We start from the raw sequence: 24,409 nt of genomic DNA, 5'->3' as shown, positions 1-24,409 counted from the left end.
AAAGGAAAAGCTATTTATGTTTGATGTAGATAATATACGCCAAGGCTTTCCTGCGTTGATTAAATCGAATCCGGCGATTTATTTTGATGGCCCAGGTGGCACGCAGGTAAGTTCTGCTGTGATGAGGGTAATGACGGAGTTTATGGCGGATGGTGTTGCGAATTTGGGTGGTTTTTATCAAAGTAGCATTAGCGCACAACAACAAATGGATCGAGCTCGTGAGGTAATGGCAGCGCTCATCAATGCAAACGATTCTAAAGAGATCAGCTTTGGGCAAAATATGACAACGATCACATGGGCATTATCACATGCAGTTGCTAATACTTGGTTGCCTAAGGATAACATTATTGTCAGTGAACTTGATCATGAGGCAAATATCAGTCCATGGCTTATCAAGGCAAAGGAGAGGGGTGTTAATGCCGAGATAATACCATTTGATCAAGATAGTTATACACTTGATCTTGATCGACTTGAAGCGATCTTGAAAAAGGGCAGGACAAAACTCATTGCGATAACGTTGGCATCTAATATTTGCGGTAGTATTACTGATATTACGCGAGTTAGTGCTTTGGCAAAACAGTATCGGGTTAAGCTATTTGTTGATGCAGTGCATTTTATTGCACATTATAAGGTTGACGTGCAAGTGATTGGTTGTGATTGGTTGGTATGCTCAGGTTATAAGTTCTCAGCGCCACATATCGGTATTTTGTATAGTAAATCACAAACAATGGTATCCATTAAACCCTACAAAATAGCGCCATCACCCGATATTTTGCCTTATGCGCTAGAAACCGGAACACAAAACTTTGAAGCATTGGCAGGTTTAGAAGCAGCCATTTATCACAAAGCTGCTTTGATCAATGAAAAAATGGCAAAGACGGATTTAAAGACAGCATTGACGTTAAGCATGTCAGCAATAGAAAAGCATGAATTAACGCTCAAATCTTATTTTTTGAAAAAACTTGAGGCACATCCGCACATCACGGTGCATGGCGTGGATTCTCAGGATAAGTTAACCAAGCGCACGCCAACATTTGCAATAACTGTTGCCGGTGTCAGTAATAGAGAATTAGCACAAGCCTTGGCTCAACATAATATTTGTGTCGGGTTTGGACATTTTTATGTGCCACGATTTATTGAAAAACTAGGTTTAGACCCAAGCGATGGTGTGCTGCGCATTGGTTTTGCTTATTACAATACTTTGGCTGAAATTGATTATTTATTTGATATTTTAGCTGAGACGATTAAGTTTAAATTAAATGATGAAGTCGTTTTGAGATGATTTCATATAAGACCGCATTATGACCTTGTGAGATATTCGCCATATAAAAGCAGAGATTTCTTAAATAAATTTCAGAGATCTCCTCTATCTTGCAGCCAGAGTATTTGAGAGAATAACTTTCGTGGCAGGACGCTACGGCTCAATAACACTCCCTCCCCTTTGTTACTAAGAGTTGATCACAAGGATGTTAAAACCCTCTTAAGGATATTCCAGTTAAATAATAAGCTTTATTGATGTATAAGAGATTTTTATTTTTAGCGATAGACCTTTTACATTTATGTCTAATATCTGCGGTAAGTAATAATGCACAAATAAGTTGAGTTTCAATTTCCCCTCACCCGCACAGCTTAAGCAGCACGACCTCTCCCACAAGGGCAGAGGTATTAGTTAGCGCAACTTATTCTTGATTTATTACTAAGTCGATTTAGTTATGGTTATTTTCGGGCGTTAGGCTAGCGTTATTACGCATTTTTGTTGCAAGCTTGTGAATGGTTGCTGGATAAAAAACATGTTCAAGTGATTTGATGGCTTGCTCTAGCGTTTCAGCGGTGTCAAAGGGTAAAACATCAATGCGTTTTTGCGCGATGATTTTACCACTATCCAAGTGTTCATCAACGTAGTGTATCGTGGTGCCGTGGATTGTGTCTTTGGCATCGATCACGCGTTGATGGGTATTTAAGCCTTTGTATTTAGGCAGTAGTGATGGGTGGATATTGATGATTTGCTGTGGAAATTTCTGGATAAAGTCAGGTGATAGAATACGCATAAATCCAGCTAAAATGATCAAGTCAGGATGAAATGGTTTAAGTAGCTCAGAGAGTAGCTGATCATATTCCTCTCGGGTTTGTTGTTTTTGCCTAGGTAAATATAAGCAGGGAATATTGTGATTAAGTGCGCGTGTGATGGACTCAGATGCCTTATCAGAAATGATCGCACTGATCTTTATATCATCTTCATTATGTAGCTGATCAATGATCGCTTGCAGATTTGAGCCATATCCTGACGATAGAACCACAAGTTTAAATATCGATTTATTTGCCATGGAAGTAGCTAACATGCGCTTGTTGTTGCTGCGATTGGCTTAAGTGACCAATTTCCCAAGCAGTTTCACCAAGTGCTTTAAGTGTTTCAAGCATCGCCTTTTTATCACTTTGTGCTACTGCCATTACAATGCCTGCACCACAGTTAAATGTTTTAAGCATCTCGCTTTGGCTAATATTGCCATTTTGTTGCAACCACTGGAAAATTGCAGGAAATTGCCAACTGTCTAAGTTGATATTTGCACAAGTGAAATCCGGCAATACGCGTGGAATATTCTCAGTAAAACCGCCACCTGTAATATGGCTTATCGCATGAATATCATATTGCTCAAGTAGTTTTAAGATCGTTTTGACATAAATGCGCGTTGGCGTTAATAACGTTTCGCCTAAGGTGCTTTGTTGAAAAGGCATATTTAAGTCAGCATTAACATGTTCAATGACCTTACGCACCAATGAGTAACCATTGGAGTGCACCCCTGATGAAGCAATTGCAATTAAGGCATCGTCTGCTTTGACCTTGTCACTTGAAATGATTTTATCTTTTTCAACAATGCCAACACAGAAGCCTGCAAGATCATATTCTTCACCTTGGTACATGCCAGGCATCTCAGCGGTCTCCCCGCCGACAAGAGCAGCACCTGATTGGCGACAACCCTCAGCAATGCCGGATATTACATCAGCTGCTTGATGAGCATCAAGCTTACCTGTGGCATAATAATCAAGGAAAAATAATGGCTCAGCGCCACCAACAATTAGATCGTTAACACACATTGCAACCAAATCAATACCAATGGTGCTATGATCGTTTAATTCAAAAGCAAGTTTTAACTTGGTGCCCACACCGTCAGTACCTGAGACTAACACGGGATTTTTATAACGATCCAAGGGGATTTCAAACAAAGCGCCAAAACCACCTAAGCCGCCTAATACTTCTTTGCGCATGGTGGATTTAGCTAACGGTTTGATTTTCTCGACAAGCAGGTTGCCTTCATCGATGCTCACTCCAGCATCTTGATAACTTAATGATTGATCACTCATGACTATGCGTAACTGTTAACCGCTGCAGTGGGCAAAGTATATACTGATCATGATTCATTTTACAGGGTTTTTTGCTGTGTAATCCTGTATAAATTAATGGTACTACCTTTAGGAGGATCACTAACCACCCATGGCAGCTTTGCATTAGATCCTCACGCCATCTCGGCTCAGGATGACAAATCAAGCGTGTCATTGCGAGCATGGATGCGTGGCAATCCATTTTATCAGGGATGGTAGGTTTAAGTTCGCTGCAAAGCCTATTCTGTCAGTGTGTACAGATACCCTTATAATGTTTAATCTTTGACATAGCTTAATGCTTCTTTAAAAGTGTGAACGCCTGCTTCGGGGCGAGTAGCATTTTCACTTAAAAATCGGCGATAAAGACGTGCGTTAGGGTAGCCGTTAAATAGATTAAGTGTGTGACGAGTAATATGATTAAGCTTGCGATCAGGCGCTTTTAGCTCTTCTTCAATATAGGGAATTAAATGCTCAGCAACGTCAAAAGGCGTAAGCTCATGGCTTGGTTCGTTATAAAAAAGCTGATCAACATCTTTAAATAACATCGGGTTGTGGTAAGCTTCGCGCCCAATCATCACACTATCGACATGTTGTAGATGTTGGTTGATGTCATCTAGGGTTGTTATGCCACCGTTAATGCCCATTAACTGATTGGGGAATGATTTTTTGATTTGATAAACGGTGTCATATTGTAAAGGCGGGATCGTGCGATTTTCTTTGGGGCTTAAGCCATTTAGCCAGCCTTTGCGCGCATGAATACAAATAAAATCAGCCTTAGCATCGACAATGCCTTGGATAAAGTAAATGAGTTCTTCAAAGCTATCTTTATCGTCAACACCGATGCGACACTTTACTGAAATAGGGATATTAACCGCGTGTTTTAAGGCATTAACACACTCGGCAACGAGCTCAGGTTTATACATCAAGGATAGTCCAAAATCACCACGTGAGACGCGATCACTTGGGCAGCCAACATTCAAATTGATTTCGCTATAACCTAAGTCTTCAGCAAGCTTAGCGCAAAATATGAGATCATTTGGATTGTTGCCACCTAATTGCAATGTCAGTGGATTTTCCTCTGGCGAGTACTGCAATAAACGCGCACGTGGTCCATGAATGATCGCATTAGCTGTAATCATCTCTGTGTAAAGCATTGTTTGTTTGGTAATTAAACGCATTAAATAACGATAATGCCGATCTGTCCAATCAATCATTGGTGCGATACAAAGTGTGCGATTGAGTTGTTGTGTCATTGGTGTTCTATTTATTCAAAAATTAAGAAGGCTATGGTAAAACATTCCCTGTAATTGTAAATGGAATTGGTGATTTATTTAATGCCGGAATGATTACCGCGTTTTTAAATATCTTTTAAAGGTTCTCATAAAAAATTTTAATAATACCATCCTCAAGCATGCGTGCTTTAATGCGTTGAGATCGTGTCAGATCATTTAGCATAATGGAAAAACTCAATAGATGGTTGTGTTTTGTTAACAGATAACCTGAAAGTGTCGAAACACCAGCTAATGTGCCAGTTTTGGCATGAACACGACCTTGCAATTTTCCGCCCATGCGATATGCCAATGTCCCATCTTCACCAGAGCTGGGTAGTGCGCTGTATAAACGCTTGCCAATGCTGCTATTATAGACATTGGTTAATAAGCTCACCATAAACTGAGGCGTTACCGAATCAAGCTTAGAAAGGCCTGAACCATCCTCCATATGCAACCCATCAGTATCCACCTTATACGTTTTGCGAATCAGTGATTCAACCGCTTTGGTACCAACATTGTTGCTGCCGTGACCGGCCTGTTTATAACCCACTGTGCGCATAAAGCTCTCGGCATAGAGGTTATCAGACTTTAAGAGCATATGGGTAAGCAAAGTGTCGATAGAGTCAGATGAAACACTGGCAACTTCAATTAAGCTTGATTTACTAGGCAAGTTGCCAAATAAAGTATTGCCACGGTGTTTAATACCAATTTGTGAGATAAAGTCATTAATCGTATCTTTTGTTTTCAGGGCCGGATTTGCAATCGCAAGACTAAGATAAGTCTCAGCTTTCGCCGGAATGCAGCCCGAAAGATTAAGGACATTATTTCGAGTCATATCTATATCGAACTTACATTTGCCACGATTTTTAGCTGTTGCTAAGCGAGTTGTGTTGTTAATCGTAATATTGCTGGTATTAGCAATTTTTTTGACTTTGGTATTCGTGCCGCTAGTGTTGATAAGTTTGATTACAACGCAGTTTTTATTCATATTTAAACTAGAAGCTGGGGCTGCAAAACAGTAGGGCGTATCATTTTTAGACCAGCCATTAGGTACATAATCTCCGGTAAAGTGGTTAGCGATTAAAACAATATCACCATTAACACGTTTGATACCATGTTGTTTGGTTTGCGAGATCAGGTTATATAAAGTCGCACCGGTAAGACTTGGGTCTCCTGTGAACTCGATGTACAAGTTGCCATTTAAAGTACCATTGTTATATTGTGATTTTTTGTAGAAAACAGATGTTGTAAATTGGAAGTTTTTAGGCAGTGCCGTTAACGCCGCAATTGCTGTAAAAACTTTGTTGTTACTTGCCGGTGTAAAGGGTCTATCTTTGGCATATTGATAAAGCAGCTTTCCAGAGTTAACACGCTCAACGGCAATGCCGATAGAGGCGTCGGATAAGCGGTACATCTTAACAAGTGACTGGATTTCGCTGCGCACGGAAGCATGCGCAAATGTAATGGTGCTGATTAAGGCACAACTAAGTAGTAAAATAAATTTTTTCACAATGAACGCTATTTAAAACTATCGATTTTTAACGATGTCGTTGATAATACCAACTTTTGGAAGCAAATGTCATCACTGAACTGGCATATAGTAATGAATCAAAAATAAGTTACGTCAGCGAATACCTCTCCCCTTGTGGGAGAGGTCGCACAGCTTAAGCTGTACGGGTGAGGGGAGTAATTGAAGCTCAACTTATTTTTGAATTATTACATACCGTTTGTAAATTATTTTACGGTGTTGTGTCGAAGAGGTTTTTGATGCTTTGGATGTTTTTGGGTGGTATATATGTATAAACTGAAACTAACGGAAGTCGTCTTGGACGTTTATCTTGGTGTCTATGATTTTGAGCAAGCGCAACTACAACAAGTTAAACTGGATTTGATTATTAGCTATCACAAAGCACCAAAAGGGTGTCTTAGTGATGATCTTAATGAGACAATTTGCTATGCGACACTTAATGAATTGTTATTGAAAACAGCACGGCAAAAGCGCTATCAATTAATCGAGCATTTAGCGCAATCGTTGCTTGATGTGCTAACAGAGATGCTTGAAGCGTATAAAGTAGATATTTATCTTGAGCTACATAAAAAGCCGCCGCTAGATAATGTGGCATTGGCAAGCTTTTGTGTGGAGCATATATGTGCGAAGTAGTCTTGGGGCTAGGTAGCAATGTTGGGCGTAAGTTATCAAATTTGCGTCAAGCGGTTGATTTGATTGCAAAGCATATTGGTCGGGTGCAAAAAGTCTCCCCCATCTATCAGACCAAAGCACTTTTGCCACCTAATGCACCGTCAAGCTGGGATATTGATTATTATAATTTAGCCGTTTTGGTGCAAACACATCTAGAGCCTGAGGCGCTGTTAAGTGAAATAAAAAGTATTGAAATAGCAATAGGTCGCGATCCAGAGCACGCTTTTTGGTCGCCGCGTGAAATCGATATCGATATTTTATGTTGTGAAAATTTAAACTATCAAAGTGAGCACTTAACCATTCCGCATAAAGAACTACTTAAGCGTAACTTTGCCTTAAAACCTTTGTTGGATGTTTATCCTTACTGGCATCATCCTCAGTATACAAGTGGTTTATATCAATATATAAAAACAATGCCAATGCTTGAGATTGCACCTTTTACCTTAGCAGGTAGTCAAATGATGGCAATTGTTAATTTGTCGAATGATTCTTTCTCGCAACAAGGTGAACAGGTAGTGCCGCTTGAGCAATTTGAACAATATATTATTGAGCTTGTCAATGAAGGCGCTGAAGTCATTGATTTAGGGGCTGAGAGTACCAAGCCGGGTGTAGAACCAATAACAGCGGAAGTTTATTGGCAGAGGTTAAAGCCTTATTTGGAGATTGTTGAGGTGCTGGTTGATGCGCGAATTTTACCTGTTGATCTTAAGGTCAGCATTGATACCTATCATGCTGAGGTGGTAGCAAAGGCGCTAAATTATACTTGTGTCAATATTATTAATGATATTTATGGAATTGAGGCAAAAGCGATTGCCGATTTAATCAAGGATAAAGCTGTTGATTATATTTTTATGCATCAATTAGGTGTTGCCGGTGATCAGTATCTACCAACTGATCATGCTCCCGTGTCTGAAGTCATTGCTTTTGCTAAAGAGAAAACACAAACGCTTTTAGATGCTGGCATGCGCAAAGAAAAGCTGATTTTTGATATTGGGATTGGCTTTGGTAAAACATCACATCAAGCACAATGCTTACTTAAAGGTATTGCTGAAATTAAAGAAGCATTGGGCATTAAAATACTCGTCGGACATTCACGTAAATCATCTGTCATGCCATATGTTGCAAGTAAGGATAATGCTGAAAAGGATCTGGCGGCAGCAATGATTTCACGTGATTTGATGAAAAAAGGCGTTGATTATCTGCGTGTACATAATGTGCGATTAACCGCAATGGCGAAGCATATTTAATCGATGTAGGCACTGCATCTAGCAAATAGTTATGTTACACTTTTGCCCGCAAACATTATTAAATTTTGGAAGGCAGATGAATTCAAACATAACTCTTGCAAATGCTATTCGTTTTCTCTCAATGGACGCTGTACAGAAAGCAAAATCAGGACACCCGGGTATGCCGATGGGCATGGCAGATATCGCAACAGTACTGTGGCGTAAATATCTAAAACATAACCCTAAAAACCCACATTGGCTTAACCGTGATCGTTTTGTATTGTCAAATGGGCATGGTTCGATGTTGCTGTATTCTTTATTGCATTTGACGGGATATGATTTATCAATTGATGACTTAAAGAATTTCAGACAATTACACTCAAAAACCCCTGGACATCCCGAGTATGGTTACGCACCGGGTATTGAAACAACAACAGGTCCTTTGGGTCAAGGTATTGCAAATGCTGTTGGTATGGCATTGGCAGAAAAGCTATTAGCCGATAGCTATAATCAACCGGCACATGAGATTATCAATCATTTTACCTATGTGTTTATGGGTGACGGCTGTTTGATGGAAGGTGTGTCACATGAAGTCAGTTCCTTAGCAGGTACGTTGAAATTAGGCAAATTAATCGCTTTCTGGGATGATAATAGTATTTCGATCGATGGTGATGTTAAGGGGTGGTTCACCGAAGATGTTGCAAAGCGCTATGAAGCTTATGGTTGGCAGGTTATTACCCATGTCGATGGGCATGATTTTGATGCGATTGATGCCGCTATTACCAAAGCGCAAGCTGAAAGCTCAAAGCCAACATTGATCTGTTGTAAAACCAAGATTGGGCAAGGCTCACCAAATAAAGTAGGTAGCCATAGTGTGCATGGCGCACCTTTGGGTGATGAAGAAATTGCCAATACACGCAAAGCGCTTGATTGGCATCATGCACCTTTTGAGATTCCAAATGATATTTATGCAGATTGGTCAGGCATTGAAAAAGGATCAACGCTAGAACATAGCTGGAATGAACAGTTTGTTCAATATCAAAAAGCGTATCCTAATGAGTTTAACGAATTAAATGCACGTTTAACCAAGAGCCTACCTCAAGACTTTGGTGGATTGATTAATGACTATATCAATAAGTTACTCAATGACAAGCCAACAGTAGCAACGCGCAAAGCCTCACAGATGGCATTAGAAGAAATCTGCAAAGTATTACCCGATATGTTTGGTGGTTCAGCAGATTTAACAGGTTCTAACTTAACCAACTGGTCGGGTAGCAAATGGCTTAATAATCACGAAAAACATGCAAACTATCTATCCTATGGGGTGCGTGAATTTGGCATGGCAGCAATGATGAATGGCATGTCGCTTTATGGTGGCTTTAGACCGTATGGTGGTACTTTCTTGGTGTTTAGTGATTACGCACGAAATGCCATTCGTATGAGTGCGATTATGAAGCAGCCAGTGGTTTATGTGATGACACATGATTCAATTGGTTTGGGCGAAGATGGTCCAACACATCAACCCATTGAACACGTACCAAGCTTGCGGGTAATGCCTAATTTAAATGTATGGCGTCCGGCGGATGTCGTTGAAACAGCAATTGCGTGGCAATGTGCGGTTGAAGAGCAAAGCACACCATCATTATTAGCGCTTTCTCGCCAGAATTTACCCACTTTGGTGGCAAATAGCACACAAGCACAACTGGTTAAAAAAGGTGGTTATCTATTAAGAGAAACACAACACGCTGAGATTACTTTGATTGCAACAGGCTCTGAAGTCAGTATCATGTGTGATGCGGCAGAAGCATTGGCTAAAGAAGGTGTTGCTGTAAATGTTGTCTCTATGCCTTGCGTTGAAAAATTCATGCAACAAGATGATTTATATCAACAATCTGTGATAAAACAAAGTATTCCTGCAGTAGTCATGGAGGCAGCACAAGGTGATTTATGGTATCGTTTATTACCAAAAGCAGGCGGGGATGTGATTGGTTTAAATCATTTTGGTGAATCAGCACCAGCTGAAAAATTATATGAAGCATTTGGTTTGACAGCACAAAACGCTGTTGCTACAGCCAAAGTGCTTCTAAATAAAACAACGGTTGAAAGTTTATAAGTCATATATGGTGTGACTGGTTTAACAAAGGAGAAATAAAAGATGGCAATTAAAATTGCAATTAATGGTTATGGTCGTATTGGTCGTTGTGTATTACGTGCGATTTATGAAGCAGGTTTAACAAACGAGTTTAAAATCGTAGCCATTAATGATTTGGGAAGTCCTGAAGTCAATGTTCATTTAACAAAATATGACACAACACATGGTCGCTTCAACGCAGATGTTGCTTTAGAAAATAATGAAATGGTGATTAATAATGATCGCATTAAAATCTTAGCTGAGCGCAACCCAGCTGATCTTCCATGGAAAGATTTAGATATCGATGTGGTATTTGAATGTACGGGTTTATTTACATCAAAAGAGAAGTGTGGCGCTCATCTTCAAGCAGGTGCTAAAAAGGTTGTTATCTCGGCTCCAGGTGGTAAAGATGTCGATGCAACGGTTGTTTATGGTGTCAATCATGATGTATTAACTTCAGATATGACGGTTATTTCTAATGCGTCGTGCACAACCAACTGTTTGGCACCTGTAGCCAAAGTATTAAACGATAGTATCGGTATTCAAGAGGGTTTAATGACAACCATTCATGCTTATACCAATGATCAAAAAATCGTTGATAGCTATCATAAAGATCTGCATCGTGCACGTGCTGCAGCGCATAATATGATTCCAACTAAAACCGGTGCCGCGGCAGCTGTTGGTTTGGTGTTGCCTGATCTTAAGGGTCGTTTAGATGGTTTTGCAATGCGTGTGCCTACGATTAACGTATCGGTTGTTGATCTGACCTTTACTGCTAAGAAACATACGTCTGTAGAAGAAGTCAATGGTTTATTGAAAGCCGCTTCTGAAGCGGGCAACTTAAAAGGTGTATTGGGTTATAATATTGAACCATTAGTTTCTATGGATTTTAACCATAATCCACATCCATCGATTTTTGACGCTACACAAACGCGTGTGATTGGCAATTTGGTTAAAGTCCTTTCTTGGTATGACAATGAGTGGGGCTTCTCAAACCAGATGCTAAGAACGACAAAAGCATGGTTTGCGGCTAAGTAAGATAACTAAAAAAGTATTTAAGGCGTGAAGACGCCTTTTTTGTTTTTAAGGATTAATAATGAACTTTTTATCAATAACGGATGTGCCGTTAAAGGGCAAGAAAGTACTGATGCGCGTTGATTTCAACGTGCCAGTCAAAAATGGCAAAGTCACCAGTTTCGTGCGTATTGATGCTGCATTACCAACCATTAAATATGCGTTAGACCAAGGTGCCAGTGTGATATTGATGTCACACTTAGGGCGTCCTGAGGAAGGTGAATATAATAAGGAATATTCGCTTCAGCCTGTAGCTGAATGCTTAACACAAAAACTGGGTCAGCCGGTAAATCTTATCAAAGACTATCTTTCTGGTGTGAACGTCAATGCCGGTGATGTGGTGATCTGTGAAAATGTACGCTTTAACAAAGGTGAGAAAAAATCAGATGATGCATTATCACGTAAGCTTGCGAATTTATGTGATGTCTTTGTAATGGATGCCTTTGCAACAGCACACAGAGCGCAAGCTTCGACTTATGGTGTTGCCAAATACGCATCGATTGCCTGTGCGGGGCTTCTACTAACTGAAGAGTTAAATGCACTTAAAGCAGTACTGAAAAATCCGCAAAAGCCATTAGCAGCGATTGTTGGTGGATCAAAGGTATCAACCAAATTAACCGTGCTTGAGAACTTAATCGATCAGGTTGATCAATTGATTGTTGGTGGTGGTATTGCTAATACTTTCTTAGTCGCAGCAGGCTTTAATGTCGGCAATTCTTTGATAGAAGCAGACCTTGTTGATACAGCACGTGCTTTGATTGAAAAAGCCAAAGCAAAGGGCGCTGATATTCCGCTGCCTGTTGATGTGCGTGTTGCCAAAAGCTTTAGTGAAGAGGCTAAAGCTGAGATTAAAACGATCGAATCAATTGAACCGGATGATATGATTTTAGATATCGGTCCTTTGACAGAGGCAAAACTTGCAATAACGATTGCTAAATCCAAAACTATTTTATGGAATGGTCCTGTTGGTGTATTTGAATTCCCACAGTTTGAAGCAGGAACCAAAGCGATTGCCAAAGCAATTGCTGATTCAGATGCTTTTTCAGTTGCGGGCGGTGGAGATACTATTGCTGCTATTGAGAAGTTCAATATCAAAGATAAAGTGTCGTATATTTCAACCGCAGGTGGTGCCTTTTTAGAGTTTATTGAGGGCAAAACATTGCCTGGTGTTGAGGTATTATGCGAGCGTGCACAAGAGGTGAAAGCATGAGAAGAACAAAAATCTTAGCAACGATAGGACCTGCGAGCGAATCTAAAGAAGTGCTACGTAAAATGGTCGATGCTGGATTAAATGCCGTGCGTTGTAATTTCTCACATGGTACGGCAGATGATCACCGTAAACGTGTGCAACTGATTCGTGAAGTTGCTAAAGAAAAAGGTGTTTATATCGGTGTTTTAGCTGATTTGCAAGGCCCTAAGATTCGCGTGGCTAAGTTTAAAGACGGTAAAGTCATGCTAAAAAATGGGGATGCATTTATCCTTGATGCTGAAATGGATAAGGCTGCAGGCGATGAAAAGTCAGTTGGTATTGATTACAAAGAACTACCAAACGATGTTAAAAAAGGTGATGTCTTATTGTTAGATGATGGCAAAGTTGTATTAACAGTTGCTAAAGTTGAAGGTGCCAAAGTGCACTGTAAAGTGACTGTTGGTGGTAAGCTTTCAAATAATAAAGGCATTAACAAAAAAGGTGGTGGTTTAACCGCACCTGCGTTAACGGAAAAAGACAAAGAAGATATCAAAACAGCTGCAGCACTTGAGGTTGACTATGTGGCTGTTTCTTTTCCGCGCGATGCCAAAGATATGGAATATGCACGTAAATTATTGCAAGAGTCTGGCTCAGAAGCAGGTGTTGTTGCTAAGGTTGAGCGCACTGAGGCTGTGGCAAATATCGAAGAAATCATTAAAGCATCCGATGCAATAATGGTTGCTCGTGGCGATTTAGCCGTTGAGATTGGGGACGAGAATGTCCCAGCAGCTCAAAAGATGATTATCCGCTTAACGCGTGAATTGGATAAAGTGGTCATTACTGCAACGCAAATGATGGAATCAATGATTACAAGCTCAACACCAACACGTGCTGAAGTATCTGATGTGGCGAATGCGGTATTGGATGGCACTGATGTAGTGATGTTATCAGCCGAATCCGCAGCAGGTGATTATCCGGTTGAAACGGTCTCTGCAATGTCACGTGTATGTGAAGCAGCTGAAAATAGCAACTTGGTGCATATCGTCTCTAAGGATAATGTAACGCGACATCACGATCGTGTCGATGAAGCAGTGGCTAGTGCGGCTGTGTATTTAGCAAATCATGTCGATGCTAAAGCGATTATTTCATTAACTGAATCAGGTTCAACGGCATTGTGGATGTCGCGAATTAATACGCATTTGCCGATTTATGCGTTATCACGTAATCGTATGACTTTGGGTAAAATGACGCTTTATCGTGGGGTCGTGCCAATTGAGTTTGATTCAACACGTATGGCGCGCTTTTATGTTAATCGTGAAGCATCACTTGAGCTTGAAAAGCGTGGCATTGTCAAACCAGGTGAGTGGATGGTATTAACCAGTGGTGATCACATGGGTGTTCATGGTGGCACCAATAAGATTAAGGTTATTCAAGCCGGCAATGTGGTATAAAAGTAATAGTTAAATACAGTTTTAAACACTTTCAAAAAACAAAGAGGGGAAAAAATGGCATTAGTATCATTACGTCAATTATTGGATCATGCAGCAGAACATCGTTATGGCATCCCTGCATTTAACGTGAACAATTTAGAGCAAATCCGTGCGGTAATGGAAGCGGCAAGCAAAGTCAAAGCACCGGTTATTCTTCAAGCGTCAGCAGGTGCTAGAAAATATGCAGGGGCGCCTTTTATTCGTCACTTAGTATTAGCTGCAATTGAAGAATACCCAGATATTCCAGTATGTATGCACCAAGATCATGGCACATCACCTGATGTGTGCCAGCGTTCTATTCAATTAGGCTTTTCATCGGTAATGATGGATGGTTCATTGAAATCAGATGGTAAAACACCAGCTGATTATGCGTATAATGTTGAAGTTACTAAGCGTACGGCTGAAATGGCGCATGCTTGTGGTGTATCCGTTGAGGGTGAGTTGGGTTGTTTGGGCTCATTAGAGACAGGGCAAGCTGGTGAAGAAGATGGTGTTGGAGCTGAAGGGACATTATCGCATGACCAAATGTTGACTGATCCGGAAGAAGCGGCACAGTTTGTTAAAGAAACCAAAGTGGATGCTTTAGCAATAGCAATTGGTACAAGTCATGGTGCGTATAAATTCACTAAACCACCAACAGGTGATGTCCTTGCGATCTCACGTGTAAAAGAGATTCATGCACGTATCCCTGATACACATTTGGTGATGCATGGTTCATCTTCTGTGCCACAAGATTGGCTTAACATTATCAATGAATATGGTGGTGATATGGGTGAAACCTATGGTGTGCCTGTCGCTGAAATTGTTGAAGCAATCAAATATGGTGTCAGAAAAGTCAATATTGATACGGATTTACGCATGGCTGCTACTGGTGCGATCCGTAAATTTATGGCGACACATCGTGCTGAGTTTGATCCGCGTAAATACAATGCGGTGGCTAAAGATGCAATGCGTGATATCTGTCAGGCGCGCTATGAAGCTTTTGGTGCTGCGGGCATGGCGGATAAAATCAAGCCAATTTCTTTAGAGCAAATGTATCAAATGTATCAAACAGGTGAGCTGGATCCGCGTATTAAATAATAACTAATCTTTATGCTCTTTGTTGATTAAAGCCAATGTGTTAGCAAAGTCCTTGGTCAATGCCTCTATATTTTGATACTTGTCATTACTAAATTTGGATTTTTTAGAAAATACGGTGTAATACGTTTTACTAAAAATCGGTGTCGGATGAATAACGATCCCTTCAAGCTTAATGTTTTTATCTAAATGTTCCACGACCTCTGCAATCGCTGGAATCAGTTGTACTTTGTTGATGATTAACATTCTTAAAGCTTGTTCTAAAGTATTATAAGTTTGTATATGTTTAGCATTGTCAGGTTTGGCAAGGCATTTTAATAATTGACTTGAATAGCTATTACCCTTAACCAAACCAATGGTGATATTAAGCTTATTAAGATCAGGACATAAATCAAAATAGTGTTTTTGATAGTTTTGGTTGGTAACCCAAGTGTAATTAACATGTGCTGTTGCTGCATCTGGGTAATAAGCATAAGGTTCGCGTGCTTTCTTCCTAGAGACCATAAAAGCACCATCCATTTTACCGAGTTTGACAAGTTGCCAACATTGCTTCCAAGGCATAATGTGAACCTGTGTTTCAATGCCTAGTTTTGTTAATGTCTTTTTATTCAACGTAACATCAGAACCAAGGACTGTGTTGTTATGTTTGTAGTCATAGGGAGGCCAAGGCTCGGCACAAAACTTCAGTGTTGAGTTATTTGCTTGTGCTTGGCTTAGTATGGGAATAGCGTAGATACCAAGAGATATGATTTTAAGAAATTGCTGAAATAATTGTTTAACTGCCATGTTATCTTTTCTTCCTGTTTAATGTGATGAGCAGCACCAACATTATCATTTATACGATTGGAAATCATCCATGATCACCGCATGTATTGAGATTTAATTTTGCACACCATCACAATTGTCGGCAAAGATGGCATTAACAAATTTATAGCCGTTAGCCGCGTCTTGGTTAATGCTCCAGCTCATCGCACCGCCAAATTGTGGATCATTAAAGACACTTGGAGTTTGGTATGCTTTGCATAGCTCACTATAGGCGCGATCTTTGTAAATACCATTGTAAACAGTGGCAAGACCTGCTGCAGTTTTATCAGAGGGTTGACCTGGAACAATTTTGGTGCTCTCTGGAATAATCTGCTTTAAGCGTACGTAGCTATTAACCACGAACTGAGGGTGCATTTGGTTGATGTTTGTTTCACTGGCACCATTGCATATTGAGCCGATTCCAAATTGGTCAATACAATAATGCCCTGTGTTGTACTCTTGAATGAAGATATAGTCAAACAAACCGGCAGAGACTGATTTTTCATAAATGCGCTGTGTTCCTGTGTTGACTAAATGTACTTCTCCGTTGTCAATTAGGTTAAACTGTGGCGCTGCAGTGATCACAAAATCAGGGTCAATTTGTTTAATGGCTTCGATTGTTGCATAGATATCAACTTCCATTTTCTTTTCATCGATGCCACCTAGATTTTCAAGGTCAAAATCAATACCATCAGCGCCTAGGGATTTGGCATATTGAACAATATTTTGTGCGACAAGTGCCGGATCTGCACCATTTGGTTTAAAAGTGTTATGTTCACCACCAACGGATAGGATAACATGCTTTAAATTACCAGTTTGTTTGGCTTGATCAATATCTTTTTTCATATTCTCTTGCCAGTTGCCACCATTTTGCCAATCAGCATAGATATTCCACGGTGAGTGCATGTCAACATCTGTTCCATCAACAACAGCAAAGGCCAATACGATTGTGTTATAACCTCGATCTACTGCCTCGCTAATTTTGATTTGCTTATTCCAGTTGGTCAGATAACCAACCATTAATGGCTCATCTGCTTTTGCTTGATATTGTAGCTTCCCATCACCTTGAATAACACCATCAACAATACTAATTGGCATGGCGCTGTATTTATAACTATCTCGAGTAAAGCTATCTGCTTTTATTTGGTAACTGCCAATACTTGGTACTTTGAATGTATTATTGCTTAGCTTTAAGTACTGTGCATCTGATTGATATTGATTGCCATTAGTACCAATGATTGATGCCTTAGGATATGCCGAAGGTGCTGAGCCATTAAAATCAACGTCAATAGTTAATGTGCTATAAGGAATTTCTTGCATATCGAACTGAATGTTTAGTTTGTAAGTACCTTTCTCTTTAGCATCAATAGTTGTTGTACTTAATTGTGCAACGTAAATATGGCCATCTTCAAAATCAATAACATCATCAACCGTAAAGCTATGCTCACCTTGGCTCAAGCCAATGGTTGCGCCTGAAAGTGGAATCATATGCAGCTTGTCACCAATCATTAAGGCAATTTGATGATCATCAGCAATGCCATGGGTATCACCGCTTATAGTGACGTTAAGATCAGCAACAATATGACCTTCGCATACTTGCCAGGCACTTGACGTGCCTGGTATATCATTTGTCCACCAAGTATCAGCAACTTGCCAAATCTTATCATCATGAAGTACGAAATCACCTTTACTATAGCCACCCCAATATCCGCTATCAGCACCTTTGTATGCTTGTGGGTTGGTGGGGATGTCACCTATACATTGCTCAGGTGTAGGCGTTGGTTCCGGTTGTGGGTCAGGATCAGGTGTTGGCTCAGGGTCTGGCGTTGGATCTGGACTTGGTGTGCCAGTTTCTTGCCAAGCAGCTTGCCACCAATGCTCAAACCCTGCAACACCTGGCTCATTATGCGACTGCGTGCACCAAGACCCACCAATACACTCATAGGTCTTGCCATTATTAGTCACGGTATCACCTGTTTGATAATTGGCGATATTCTCAGGATAAGTATAATGGGCACTATGCGCAATACCACCTAGTCCTGCACTCATAAGGCTAGCAATAACAATATTAGATAAGATTTTTTTATTTTTCATACGTTCCTCCGTAGATGGTTAAACTGTTTTGTTTTCGACAGGGAAAGCATAAGTTAAAAGATGTATTTAGGCGACAAAATGAGCATCAAGCGTTGTTATGAAGATATAAGATATGCTGATAATGGTTGTGTGGTTAACAAATGATGGGCTAAGTGTAATTAGGCTATGACCATATTTGTGACACCTTTGATTGTGTAAGCGTTGGCTGAGCTTAAGTCGAAGCCTCTATGGAGTGTGATTTTCCCAAGCTTACCCACTTCGATTGATACTCAGTGCACCGCTTCGACTTATGCTCAGGGAACGGTGAGCACTTGTTGATGAATATTTAGTCTTAGTCCGTACTATGAAAAGGGATATTCTATGCATAAATATTAGAAAATCGATGGCTTTTTTGATACTCTTTTTTAAGGAATTAGATTTGAAGATTAAGGAATCACAGATTATGTCAAAAGGTTGGTTGGCAGAGTATGTACAAAGTATTGAAAATAATACAGCATTCTGGGCAGAGAAAAGTCAGATTGTCGATTGGATAAGTCCATGGCAAACGGTTACTAGTGGCAGTTTTAAAGAAGGAAATATCAAATGGTTTGAAGAGGGCGAGTTAAATGCTTGCTATAACTGTGTTGATCGCCATTTGCAAAAGCATGCTAATAAAATAGCGTATTATTGGGAAGGTGATAACCCTGATCATACGAATGCGATAAGTTATCAAGCGCTTTATGAACAGGTGAATCGCTTTGCTAATGTGCTTAAATCAATCGGTGTGCAAAAAGGTGATGTGGTTTGTATCTACTTGCCAATGCTTATTGAAGCACCCATTGCCATGTTGGCATGTGCACGCATTGGTGCAATACATTCGGTTATTTTTGGTGGTTTTTCTCCAGTTGCTATTGCTGATAGGGTTAATGATGCTCAATCAAAATTTATTATTACGGCAGATGGCGGATTTAGAGGTGGTAAAACAGTTGCCCTTAAGGCAAATGTCGATGAAGCATTAAAACAATGTCCAAGTGTTAAAAAAGTCTTAGTTATCAAATATGCAAACAATCAAAGCAATTGGAATGAATCAATTGATGTTGACTACGAAACAGTTGCTGATACAGTGCCTGCCATCTGTCCTGTTGAACCAATGAAAGCAGAAGATCCGCTGTTTATCCTATACACGTCAGGGTCAACGGGTAAGCCTAAAGGTGTGGTGCATACCACGGGTGGTTATTTGGTTTATGCCGCGATTACACATAAACATATTTTTGATATTAAGGATAATGATATTTATTGGTGTACTGCGGATGTTGGTTGGATTACAGGGCATTCGTATGTTGTCTATGGACCGCTTGTTAATGCTGCTACGAGTGTGTTGTTTGAAGGCGTGCCAAGTTATCCTCAAAAATCACGTTTCTTTGATGTGGTTGATAAGTACAAAGTCAGTATTTTCTATACCGCACCGACGGCGATCCGTGCGCTACAAGCTGAAGGCGATGAAGCAGTATTGGGTGAAACTACGCGTGATTCTCTACGTATTTTAGGTAGTGTCGGTGAGCCAATTAATCGTGAAGCGTGGCACTGGTATCACGAACAAGTCGGCAAAGGACAATGCGCTATTGTTGATACGTGGTGGCAAACCGAAACCGGTGGTATTATGATTAGTCCTGATTTTAGTCATCAGCAGAAACCAGGTTCAGCAATGACACCATTTTGGGGTGTTGATGTGGCTATTTTAGATAAAACCTCAGCAAAAGAAGTCAAAGGAGCATTAGCAGCACATGATTATGGTGCATTGGTAATCAAAAAGCCGTGGCCTGGCATAATGCGGACTTTGTGGGGTGATCATGCGCGTTATATGCAAAGCTATTTTGATGTTTATCCAGAATATTATTTCCCCGGTGATGGTGCTTATCGTGATCAAGATAATCATTATTGGATTTCGGGGCGTTTAGATGATGTCATTAGTATTGCAGGCCACAGAATCGGGACGGCCGAGGTTGAAAGCGTGATTGACTCACATCCAGCAGTTGCTGAAACTGCGGTGGTTGGTATTCCTGATAGTATCAAGGGTGAGGTGATCTATGCATATATCACCTTGGAAAAGGGTATTCATCCGGATGACTCGCTTAAAAAAGATATTATTCAATGGGTGCGAAAAACCTATGGACCAATTGCCAGTATTAAGGTGATTCAATGGGCGCCAATGTTGCCAAAAACAAGATCAGGTAAAATTATGCGTCGCATCTTAAGAAAGATTGCACATTTTGAAGAGCAGCAGATTGGAGATACCTCGACTTTGGCAGATGAGCGTTGTGTTAAAGATTTAATTCTACACCGTGTAGACTATCGATAAACAGTTGGTGTAATAGTGTATATTAAGGATTTATGACAAGCTTTACTTTTAATCTTTGCCACTTCAGTGGTATGGCGCCGACACTTAATGCGGCAGGTGATTGGCAGAAGTGGCATAAAAACAAACAAAATTTGCCAAATTCAGGTGAGATTGCCACTACACATTTACCCGCCAATTTAAAGCGTCGATCAAGTTTGGGTGTCAAGCAGGCATTAGAAGTTGCTTTAGACTGTGTAGCGCAATCTAAAGAAAATCTCGCGATTGATTATACGGTGTTTGCATCACAACATGGTGAGATTAATCGCGTACAATCATTATTGAAGCAAGTTGCCCAAAAAGAGCTGTTATCCCCTATGGATTTTTCGCAATCGGTGCATAATACCGCATCTGGTCTTTTGTCATTATCTCAGGGCATCAAAACCAATATCAACTCGATTGCTGGCGGCAAAGATACATTCTTTATGGCTATTATTGAAGCGTTGACTTATTTACAGCTTAATCCGCATTCACAAGTATTACTGGTGATCTATGATGAGCCATTGGCAGTGTGCTATCAATCCTATGACTGTGATTACGATCAGCAATATGCTTGTGCTTTTATTATGGATAATTATGCCCATACAACAAAAGAGGGATTCATCTGTCGCTTGGACGTATTACCAAGCACAAAAGGTGAAACAAGGAAAGAAATAGCCGCACAAACCGCTGTCTTTCCGCCTGCTTTGATATTCTTAGCGTGGGCTTATGACGAGTTTGATAATAACCTCAGACAAGACAGTGCATTTTGGCAGTTTAATTGGTATAAAAATAGTAATAATTAGTGCACAGAAATAGATAGAGTTGGAGAAGGGGATATGACTCAAATGAAAAAAATAAAGCAAGTTGGCTTTATCGGTTGGCGCGGTATGGTTGGATCAGTGTTGCTTGAACGCATGCATGAAAATAATGACTTTGCGTCATTAAATCCTGTCTTCTTTAGCACATCACAAAAAGGGCAACAAGTGAACATACTTGGTGTTGGCGTTCAACGATTACAAGATGCCTATGCCATCGATAGCCTGATGCAAATGGAGATTATCGTGACATGCCAAGGCAGTGATTATACTGCCGAAGTGCTACCTAAACTGAGAGCCAACGGCTGGCAGGGTTATTGGATTGATGCGGCTTCACATCTGCGAATGGATGAGGAGAGTGTGGTTGTTTTAGACCCGATCAATCGTGATGTGATTGATCGGGCTTTAGCAAGTGGAGTTAAAAACTTTGTCGGTGGTAACTGCACCGTGAGTTTGATGATGTTAGCGATTCAAGGCTTGCTTCAAGAAGATCTCATTAATTGGATCTCAGTCATGAGCTATCAGGCGGTGTCTGGTGCCGGTGCTAAGGCAATGATTGAGCTGGTTAAGCAAATGTCTTTAGCTAATGATGTTGATATGGCAGATAGTCTCAAGCTTGAGCGTGAGATTCACACTAGAATCAATGCAAATGATTTTCCATGTACGGAGTTCTTGACCCCGATGGCATATAATATTCTACCATTTATTGATGCGCCATTAGCCAATGGTCAAAGCAAGGAAGAGTGGAAAGCGCAAGCAGAAATGAACAAGATTCTACAGCGACCATCAACCTTACCAATTGATGGCATTTGTGTACGTGTTCCTGTGTTGAGAGCGCATAGTCAAGCGCTGACGATTGAACTTAAACAGTCGATTGATTTGAAAGAAGTAGAGCAAAAACTCAAAAGTTCAAATGAATGGGTGCGTTTTGTTGACAATGATCCTAAGCAAACTGCGAAGCACCTAACACCGATGGCAGTGAGTAACACCTTGGATATTGCGGTGGGACGCTTGAAAAAGACTAATCTTTCAGATCGACATATTCAGCTTTTTACTGCAGGCGATCAACTGTTGTGGGGGGCGGCTGAGCCTTTAAGAAGAATGTTAAATATTTGTCTTGCCCACATTTAAATTGGCAGAGGTTGATAATTCAAACAGCGCTTGAATAAATTCACGCATTACCTTGTTGATCGGCTTATCTAAGTGATAGGCTAAGTAGGCAGTAAATCCTTTCATCGTCACTTTTTGTAAGTCATTAGTAGTGGCACCCTTGGCTTTTAATGCATCAACAATACGAACCAAGCGACCATCTTTAATTTCCTTTTGCAAGATAAAGTCAGGCAACCAGCCGATACCTAAATTGGCAACAATGGCTTTTTTGGCAACTTGTGCATTTGAAAAGATCGAGATATCGGTATTCTTGGGGACGGATTTGATGGTTTGCTCATAAAGTAGCGATTGCAGTTTAAGGGTGATAAAGGTTTGTTTGAAGATATTGTCAATGCTTAAGCTATTCAATAATTCATGATTATCGCTTGAGCATACTAGAGAGTTTTCTAAATTGCAGACTTTTTCATTGTAATATTTCTTATCCATAATATCACGTGAGGCAATAATTAAATCACCATCATAACGCTCATACAATGCAGTGTAATCAAGTGTTGTAAAGTTAATATTATAATTTAGTTTAGGGTGTGATTTTTTTACTTGCTTTAATATCTGGATAATCCACTCATCATAAATGGGAGAGACAACAAGGTTCAATTTATAGTCTTTGTTTTCATGTGATAAATGATATAGCAACTTTTTAAATGAGGCTTGAATTTCGCGCGCATAGGGCAGAAAACTTTCACCTTCAGCGGTTAATAGCGATTTGCGACCATTAAAATAAAAAAGCTTCTTGCCAACGTCCATTTCTAAACTTTTGATTTGTTTGGTGACCGCAGGTTGCGTTAAGTGGAGTAAGTTGGCTGCTTCAGTTAGGTTTTCTGTTTCAACCACTTGTAAAAATATTTGAATTTGTTTGTAGGTTAAGTTATACGCCATTTTGATTGATCTATACTGAGCTAAACTTGTGGTGTAAATGCATTATAAATAGCTTTCATACCCGTCGTAAATCATTTTGCGGTGTTTAATGTTGAAGAAATTTTTGATAGTTTTGGTCAATTGGATTGCGATGCGTATAGCTCAATTTCACCGAGTGTTTTTATGGGATATATTTAGGCTGTGTAGGTGCAGCAAGTCAGAAAACATCCATGTGAATCACGCTAGGGGGAGTGCGCTACTGCTTGTTTTTCCTGTCACCTACGGTAGCTAATACTATAGGGTTTAAATGCTTAATGCAAGCCGTTGATTTCTGATTAACCATGAGATATCAACGCATGCTTTGCAGAGATATAAGATAAATTTATAGGTTTTTGACTTAGGTTCTTTTTTTAAGTGATGTTTGAAAAATGAAAATAACAATAGAAAATCCAAGAGCTACCAAGAGGTATGATTTGTCGATCACGATGTCTATGCCTGCAGCCATTAACATCAAGCCTATAAGAATAAGTGAAGTCAAGGCAATTAATTTCAGTTGTAGTGAATGTGTTAATTTAATTAAAAATTGTGAAGCTAATAGCATGATGGCACATGAGGCTAAAATAGATGCGGCAATTACATAAATGTTGTTACTTAAGCCAATCGCAGTGATCACACTATCGATTGAAAAAACCGCATCGATTAAAATAATCTGGGCAATCGCGCTTAACATGTTTTTGGCAATCTGTGTTGAGACGGTTTTGGGGCGGTATAACAGGTAGATTTCGTGCAATGCTTTACACAACAAGAACAATCCACCGATGATTAAAATCATATCTTTGATGCTAATGCCATTACCAAAAATGGAAAAAACCGGCACTGTCCATTGCATGATGAAACTAATAAATATCAATGAGACGATACGCATCACTGCTGCCAATGAAATGGCAGTAATTTGCGCCTTACGTTGCTGGTGAAAGGGAAGCTTGGCAGTCACAAGATAAATAAACAGTAAATTATCAATCGCTAAAATAGTCTCAAGTGCGGTGATAGTTAAAAAGCTTGTAATAAGTTCCAGCGGAACGTCCAATCTAGGTATCCTCTTAAATGTATAATGACGACATAAATGATAAATGATAAATGATAAATGAATATGGCTTTAAATGTAAACTTGCTATGGCAATTATTTTTTAAGTTATTTTAACTTGTGTTTAGCAGTTGGCTTGTGGCAGACTTTGAAAGCGCAAGAATACAAAAATACAAATTCGATATACAGGAGAAA

The 24,409-nt window shown here is 39.9% G+C and carries 20 protein-coding genes; 12 read left to right on the top strand and 8 right to left on the bottom strand.

Features of this window, described 5'->3' with window-relative positions; genetic code table 11:
- The first annotated feature begins 16 nt into the window (after positions 1-16).
- Positions 17-1,282, top strand: a complete 1,266-nt coding sequence (locus ACTS4L_RS02195) for a cysteine desulfurase-like protein (protein WP_440615429.1) — start codon at positions 17-19, stop codon at positions 1,280-1,282.
- Positions 1,283-1,706: 424 nt separating this feature from the next.
- On the opposite strand, the gene purN is transcribed toward ACTS4L_RS02195, so the two are convergent.
- A complete protein-coding gene (gene purN, locus ACTS4L_RS02190; protein WP_440615430.1) occupies positions 1,707-2,324 on the bottom strand; it encodes a phosphoribosylglycinamide formyltransferase in 618 nt (205 codons plus the stop codon).
- Complete coding sequence (gene purM, locus ACTS4L_RS02185; protein ID WP_440615431.1) at positions 2,314-3,360, bottom strand: phosphoribosylformylglycinamidine cyclo-ligase; 1,047 nt, start codon at positions 3,358-3,360, stop codon at positions 2,314-2,316. The genes purN and purM overlap by 11 nt, the downstream gene beginning before the upstream one ends.
- Before the next feature lie 96 nt (positions 3,361-3,456).
- On the opposite strand from purM, the gene ACTS4L_RS02180 reads away from it, so the two are divergent.
- Complete coding sequence (locus ACTS4L_RS02180; RefSeq protein ID WP_440651661.1) at positions 3,457-3,597, top strand: hypothetical protein; 141 nt, start codon at positions 3,457-3,459, stop codon at positions 3,595-3,597.
- A 56-nt stretch (positions 3,598-3,653) separates the two neighbouring features.
- Here ACTS4L_RS02180 and dusA read toward each other — a convergent pair whose 3' ends face one another.
- A complete protein-coding gene (gene dusA, locus ACTS4L_RS02175) occupies positions 3,654-4,631 on the bottom strand; it encodes a tRNA dihydrouridine(20/20a) synthase DusA (protein WP_440615432.1) in 978 nt (325 codons plus the stop codon).
- Between the two features lie 115 nt (positions 4,632-4,746).
- Positions 4,747-6,162, bottom strand: coding sequence for a D-alanyl-D-alanine carboxypeptidase/D-alanyl-D-alanine endopeptidase (dacB, locus tag ACTS4L_RS02170; protein ID WP_440615477.1), 1,416 nt, complete (start codon positions 6,160-6,162; stop codon positions 4,747-4,749).
- Positions 6,163-6,444: 282 nt separating this feature from the next.
- Here dacB and ACTS4L_RS02165 point away from each other — a divergent pair, with 282 nt between their 5' ends.
- The 7 genes from ACTS4L_RS02165 to fba all read left to right on the top strand — a co-directional run bounded on the left by ACTS4L_RS02165 (position 6,445) and on the right by fba (position 15,039).
- On the top strand, positions 6,445-6,810 hold the full coding sequence (locus ACTS4L_RS02165; protein ID WP_440615433.1) for a dihydroneopterin aldolase: 366 nt from the start codon (positions 6,445-6,447) through the stop codon (positions 6,808-6,810).
- Positions 6,798-8,096, top strand: a complete 1,299-nt coding sequence (gene folP / locus ACTS4L_RS02160; protein WP_440615434.1) for a dihydropteroate synthase — start codon at positions 6,798-6,800, stop codon at positions 8,094-8,096. The genes ACTS4L_RS02165 and folP overlap by 13 nt, the downstream gene beginning before the upstream one ends.
- A 76-nt stretch (positions 8,097-8,172) precedes the next feature.
- Entirely contained in the window at positions 8,173-10,188 is a 2,016-nt protein-coding gene (gene tkt, locus ACTS4L_RS02155; protein WP_440615435.1) for a transketolase, read from the top strand.
- A 42-nt stretch (positions 10,189-10,230) separates the two neighbouring features.
- A complete protein-coding gene (gap, locus tag ACTS4L_RS02150; protein ID WP_440615436.1) occupies positions 10,231-11,244 on the top strand; it encodes a type I glyceraldehyde-3-phosphate dehydrogenase in 1,014 nt (337 codons plus the stop codon).
- Positions 11,245-11,302: 58 nt separating this feature from the next.
- Positions 11,303-12,490, top strand: a complete 1,188-nt coding sequence (locus ACTS4L_RS02145) for a phosphoglycerate kinase (protein ID WP_440615437.1) — start codon at positions 11,303-11,305, stop codon at positions 12,488-12,490.
- Positions 12,487-13,920, top strand: coding sequence for a pyruvate kinase (gene pyk, locus ACTS4L_RS02140; protein WP_440615438.1), 1,434 nt, complete (start codon positions 12,487-12,489; stop codon positions 13,918-13,920). Before ACTS4L_RS02145 ends, pyk begins: the two co-directional genes overlap by 4 nt.
- 54 nt (positions 13,921-13,974) lie before the next feature.
- On the top strand, positions 13,975-15,039 hold the full coding sequence (gene fba, locus ACTS4L_RS02135) for a class II fructose-bisphosphate aldolase (RefSeq protein ID WP_440615439.1): 1,065 nt from the start codon (positions 13,975-13,977) through the stop codon (positions 15,037-15,039).
- 3 nt (positions 15,040-15,042) lie between these two features.
- Here fba and ACTS4L_RS02130 read toward each other — a convergent pair whose 3' ends face one another.
- On the bottom strand, positions 15,043-15,822 hold the full coding sequence (locus ACTS4L_RS02130) for a substrate-binding periplasmic protein (RefSeq protein ID WP_440615440.1): 780 nt from the start codon (positions 15,820-15,822) through the stop codon (positions 15,043-15,045).
- Positions 15,823-15,915: 93 nt separating this feature from the next.
- A complete protein-coding gene (locus ACTS4L_RS02125; RefSeq protein ID WP_440615441.1) occupies positions 15,916-17,934 on the bottom strand; it encodes a glycosyl hydrolase family 18 protein in 2,019 nt (672 codons plus the stop codon).
- A 442-nt stretch (positions 17,935-18,376) separates the two neighbouring features.
- Between ACTS4L_RS02125 and acs the strand changes: the two genes are divergently transcribed.
- From acs to asd, 3 genes are read left to right on the top strand one after another with little or no spacing between them, the layout of a single operon-like run.
- Entirely contained in the window at positions 18,377-20,272 is a 1,896-nt protein-coding gene (gene acs, locus ACTS4L_RS02120) for an acetate--CoA ligase (protein WP_440615478.1), read from the top strand.
- A gap of 32 nt (positions 20,273-20,304) precedes the next feature.
- Positions 20,305-21,093, top strand: a complete 789-nt coding sequence (locus ACTS4L_RS02115) for a beta-ketoacyl synthase chain length factor (protein ID WP_440615442.1) — start codon at positions 20,305-20,307, stop codon at positions 21,091-21,093.
- A gap of 51 nt (positions 21,094-21,144) precedes the next feature.
- A complete protein-coding gene (gene asd, locus ACTS4L_RS02110; RefSeq protein ID WP_440615479.1) occupies positions 21,145-22,236 on the top strand; it encodes an aspartate-semialdehyde dehydrogenase in 1,092 nt (363 codons plus the stop codon).
- On the opposite strand, the gene ACTS4L_RS02105 is transcribed toward asd, so the two are convergent.
- Positions 22,210-23,151 carry a LysR family transcriptional regulator gene (locus tag ACTS4L_RS02105; RefSeq protein ID WP_440615443.1) on the bottom strand — a complete coding sequence of 314 codons (942 nt, stop codon included), beginning with the start codon at positions 23,149-23,151 and terminating at the stop codon, positions 22,210-22,212. The genes asd and ACTS4L_RS02105 overlap by 27 nt on opposite strands.
- 376 nt (positions 23,152-23,527) lie before the next feature.
- Positions 23,528-24,217: a TerC family protein gene (locus ACTS4L_RS02100; RefSeq protein WP_440615444.1), complete on the bottom strand. Its 690-nt coding sequence runs from the start codon at positions 24,215-24,217 to the stop codon at positions 23,528-23,530.
- Between the last annotated feature and the right edge of the window lie 192 nt (positions 24,218-24,409).

The sequence above is a fragment of the Cysteiniphilum sp. 19S12-1 genome (assembly GCF_052030685.1).
In the GTDB taxonomy this organism is placed as follows: Bacteria; Pseudomonadota; Gammaproteobacteria; order Francisellales; family Francisellaceae; genus Caedibacter.
Note: the sequence above shows the minus strand (reverse complement) of the source record. Positions and strands in the feature narration are given on the sequence as shown.

Excerpts from the sequence above, each read along its gene's own strand:
- ACTS4L_RS02105 (WP_440615443.1), bottom strand. The coding sequence starts at position 23,151 with ATGGCGTATAACTTAACCTACAAACAAATTCAAATATTTTTACAAGTG.
- purN (WP_440615430.1), bottom strand. The coding sequence starts at position 2,324 with ATGGCAAATAAATCGATATTTAAACTTGTGGTTCTATCGTCAGGATAT.
- tkt (WP_440615435.1), top strand. The coding sequence starts at position 8,173 with ATGAATTCAAACATAACTCTTGCAAATGCTATTCGTTTTCTCTCAATG.
- acs (WP_440615478.1), top strand. The coding sequence starts at position 18,377 with ATGTCAAAAGGTTGGTTGGCAGAGTATGTACAAAGTATTGAAAATAAT.
- folP (WP_440615434.1), top strand. The coding sequence starts at position 6,798 with ATGTGCGAAGTAGTCTTGGGGCTAGGTAGCAATGTTGGGCGTAAGTTA.
- fba (WP_440615439.1), top strand. The coding sequence starts at position 13,975 with ATGGCATTAGTATCATTACGTCAATTATTGGATCATGCAGCAGAACAT.
- ACTS4L_RS02130 (WP_440615440.1), bottom strand. The coding sequence starts at position 15,822 with ATGGCAGTTAAACAATTATTTCAGCAATTTCTTAAAATCATATCTCTT.
- ACTS4L_RS02145 (WP_440615437.1), top strand. The coding sequence starts at position 11,303 with ATGAACTTTTTATCAATAACGGATGTGCCGTTAAAGGGCAAGAAAGTA.
- gap (WP_440615436.1), top strand. The coding sequence starts at position 10,231 with ATGGCAATTAAAATTGCAATTAATGGTTATGGTCGTATTGGTCGTTGT.
- ACTS4L_RS02180 (WP_440651661.1), top strand. The coding sequence starts at position 3,457 with ATGGTACTACCTTTAGGAGGATCACTAACCACCCATGGCAGCTTTGCA.
- ACTS4L_RS02125 (WP_440615441.1), bottom strand. The coding sequence starts at position 17,934 with ATGAAAAATAAAAAAATCTTATCTAATATTGTTATTGCTAGCCTTATG.
- pyk (WP_440615438.1), top strand. The coding sequence starts at position 12,487 with ATGAGAAGAACAAAAATCTTAGCAACGATAGGACCTGCGAGCGAATCT.
- ACTS4L_RS02165 (WP_440615433.1), top strand. The coding sequence starts at position 6,445 with ATGTATAAACTGAAACTAACGGAAGTCGTCTTGGACGTTTATCTTGGT.
- dusA (WP_440615432.1), bottom strand. The coding sequence starts at position 4,631 with ATGACACAACAACTCAATCGCACACTTTGTATCGCACCAATGATTGAT.
- ACTS4L_RS02195 (WP_440615429.1), top strand. The coding sequence starts at position 17 with ATGTTTGATGTAGATAATATACGCCAAGGCTTTCCTGCGTTGATTAAA.
- purM (WP_440615431.1), bottom strand. The coding sequence starts at position 3,360 with ATGAGTGATCAATCATTAAGTTATCAAGATGCTGGAGTGAGCATCGAT.
- ACTS4L_RS02115 (WP_440615442.1), top strand. The coding sequence starts at position 20,305 with ATGACAAGCTTTACTTTTAATCTTTGCCACTTCAGTGGTATGGCGCCG.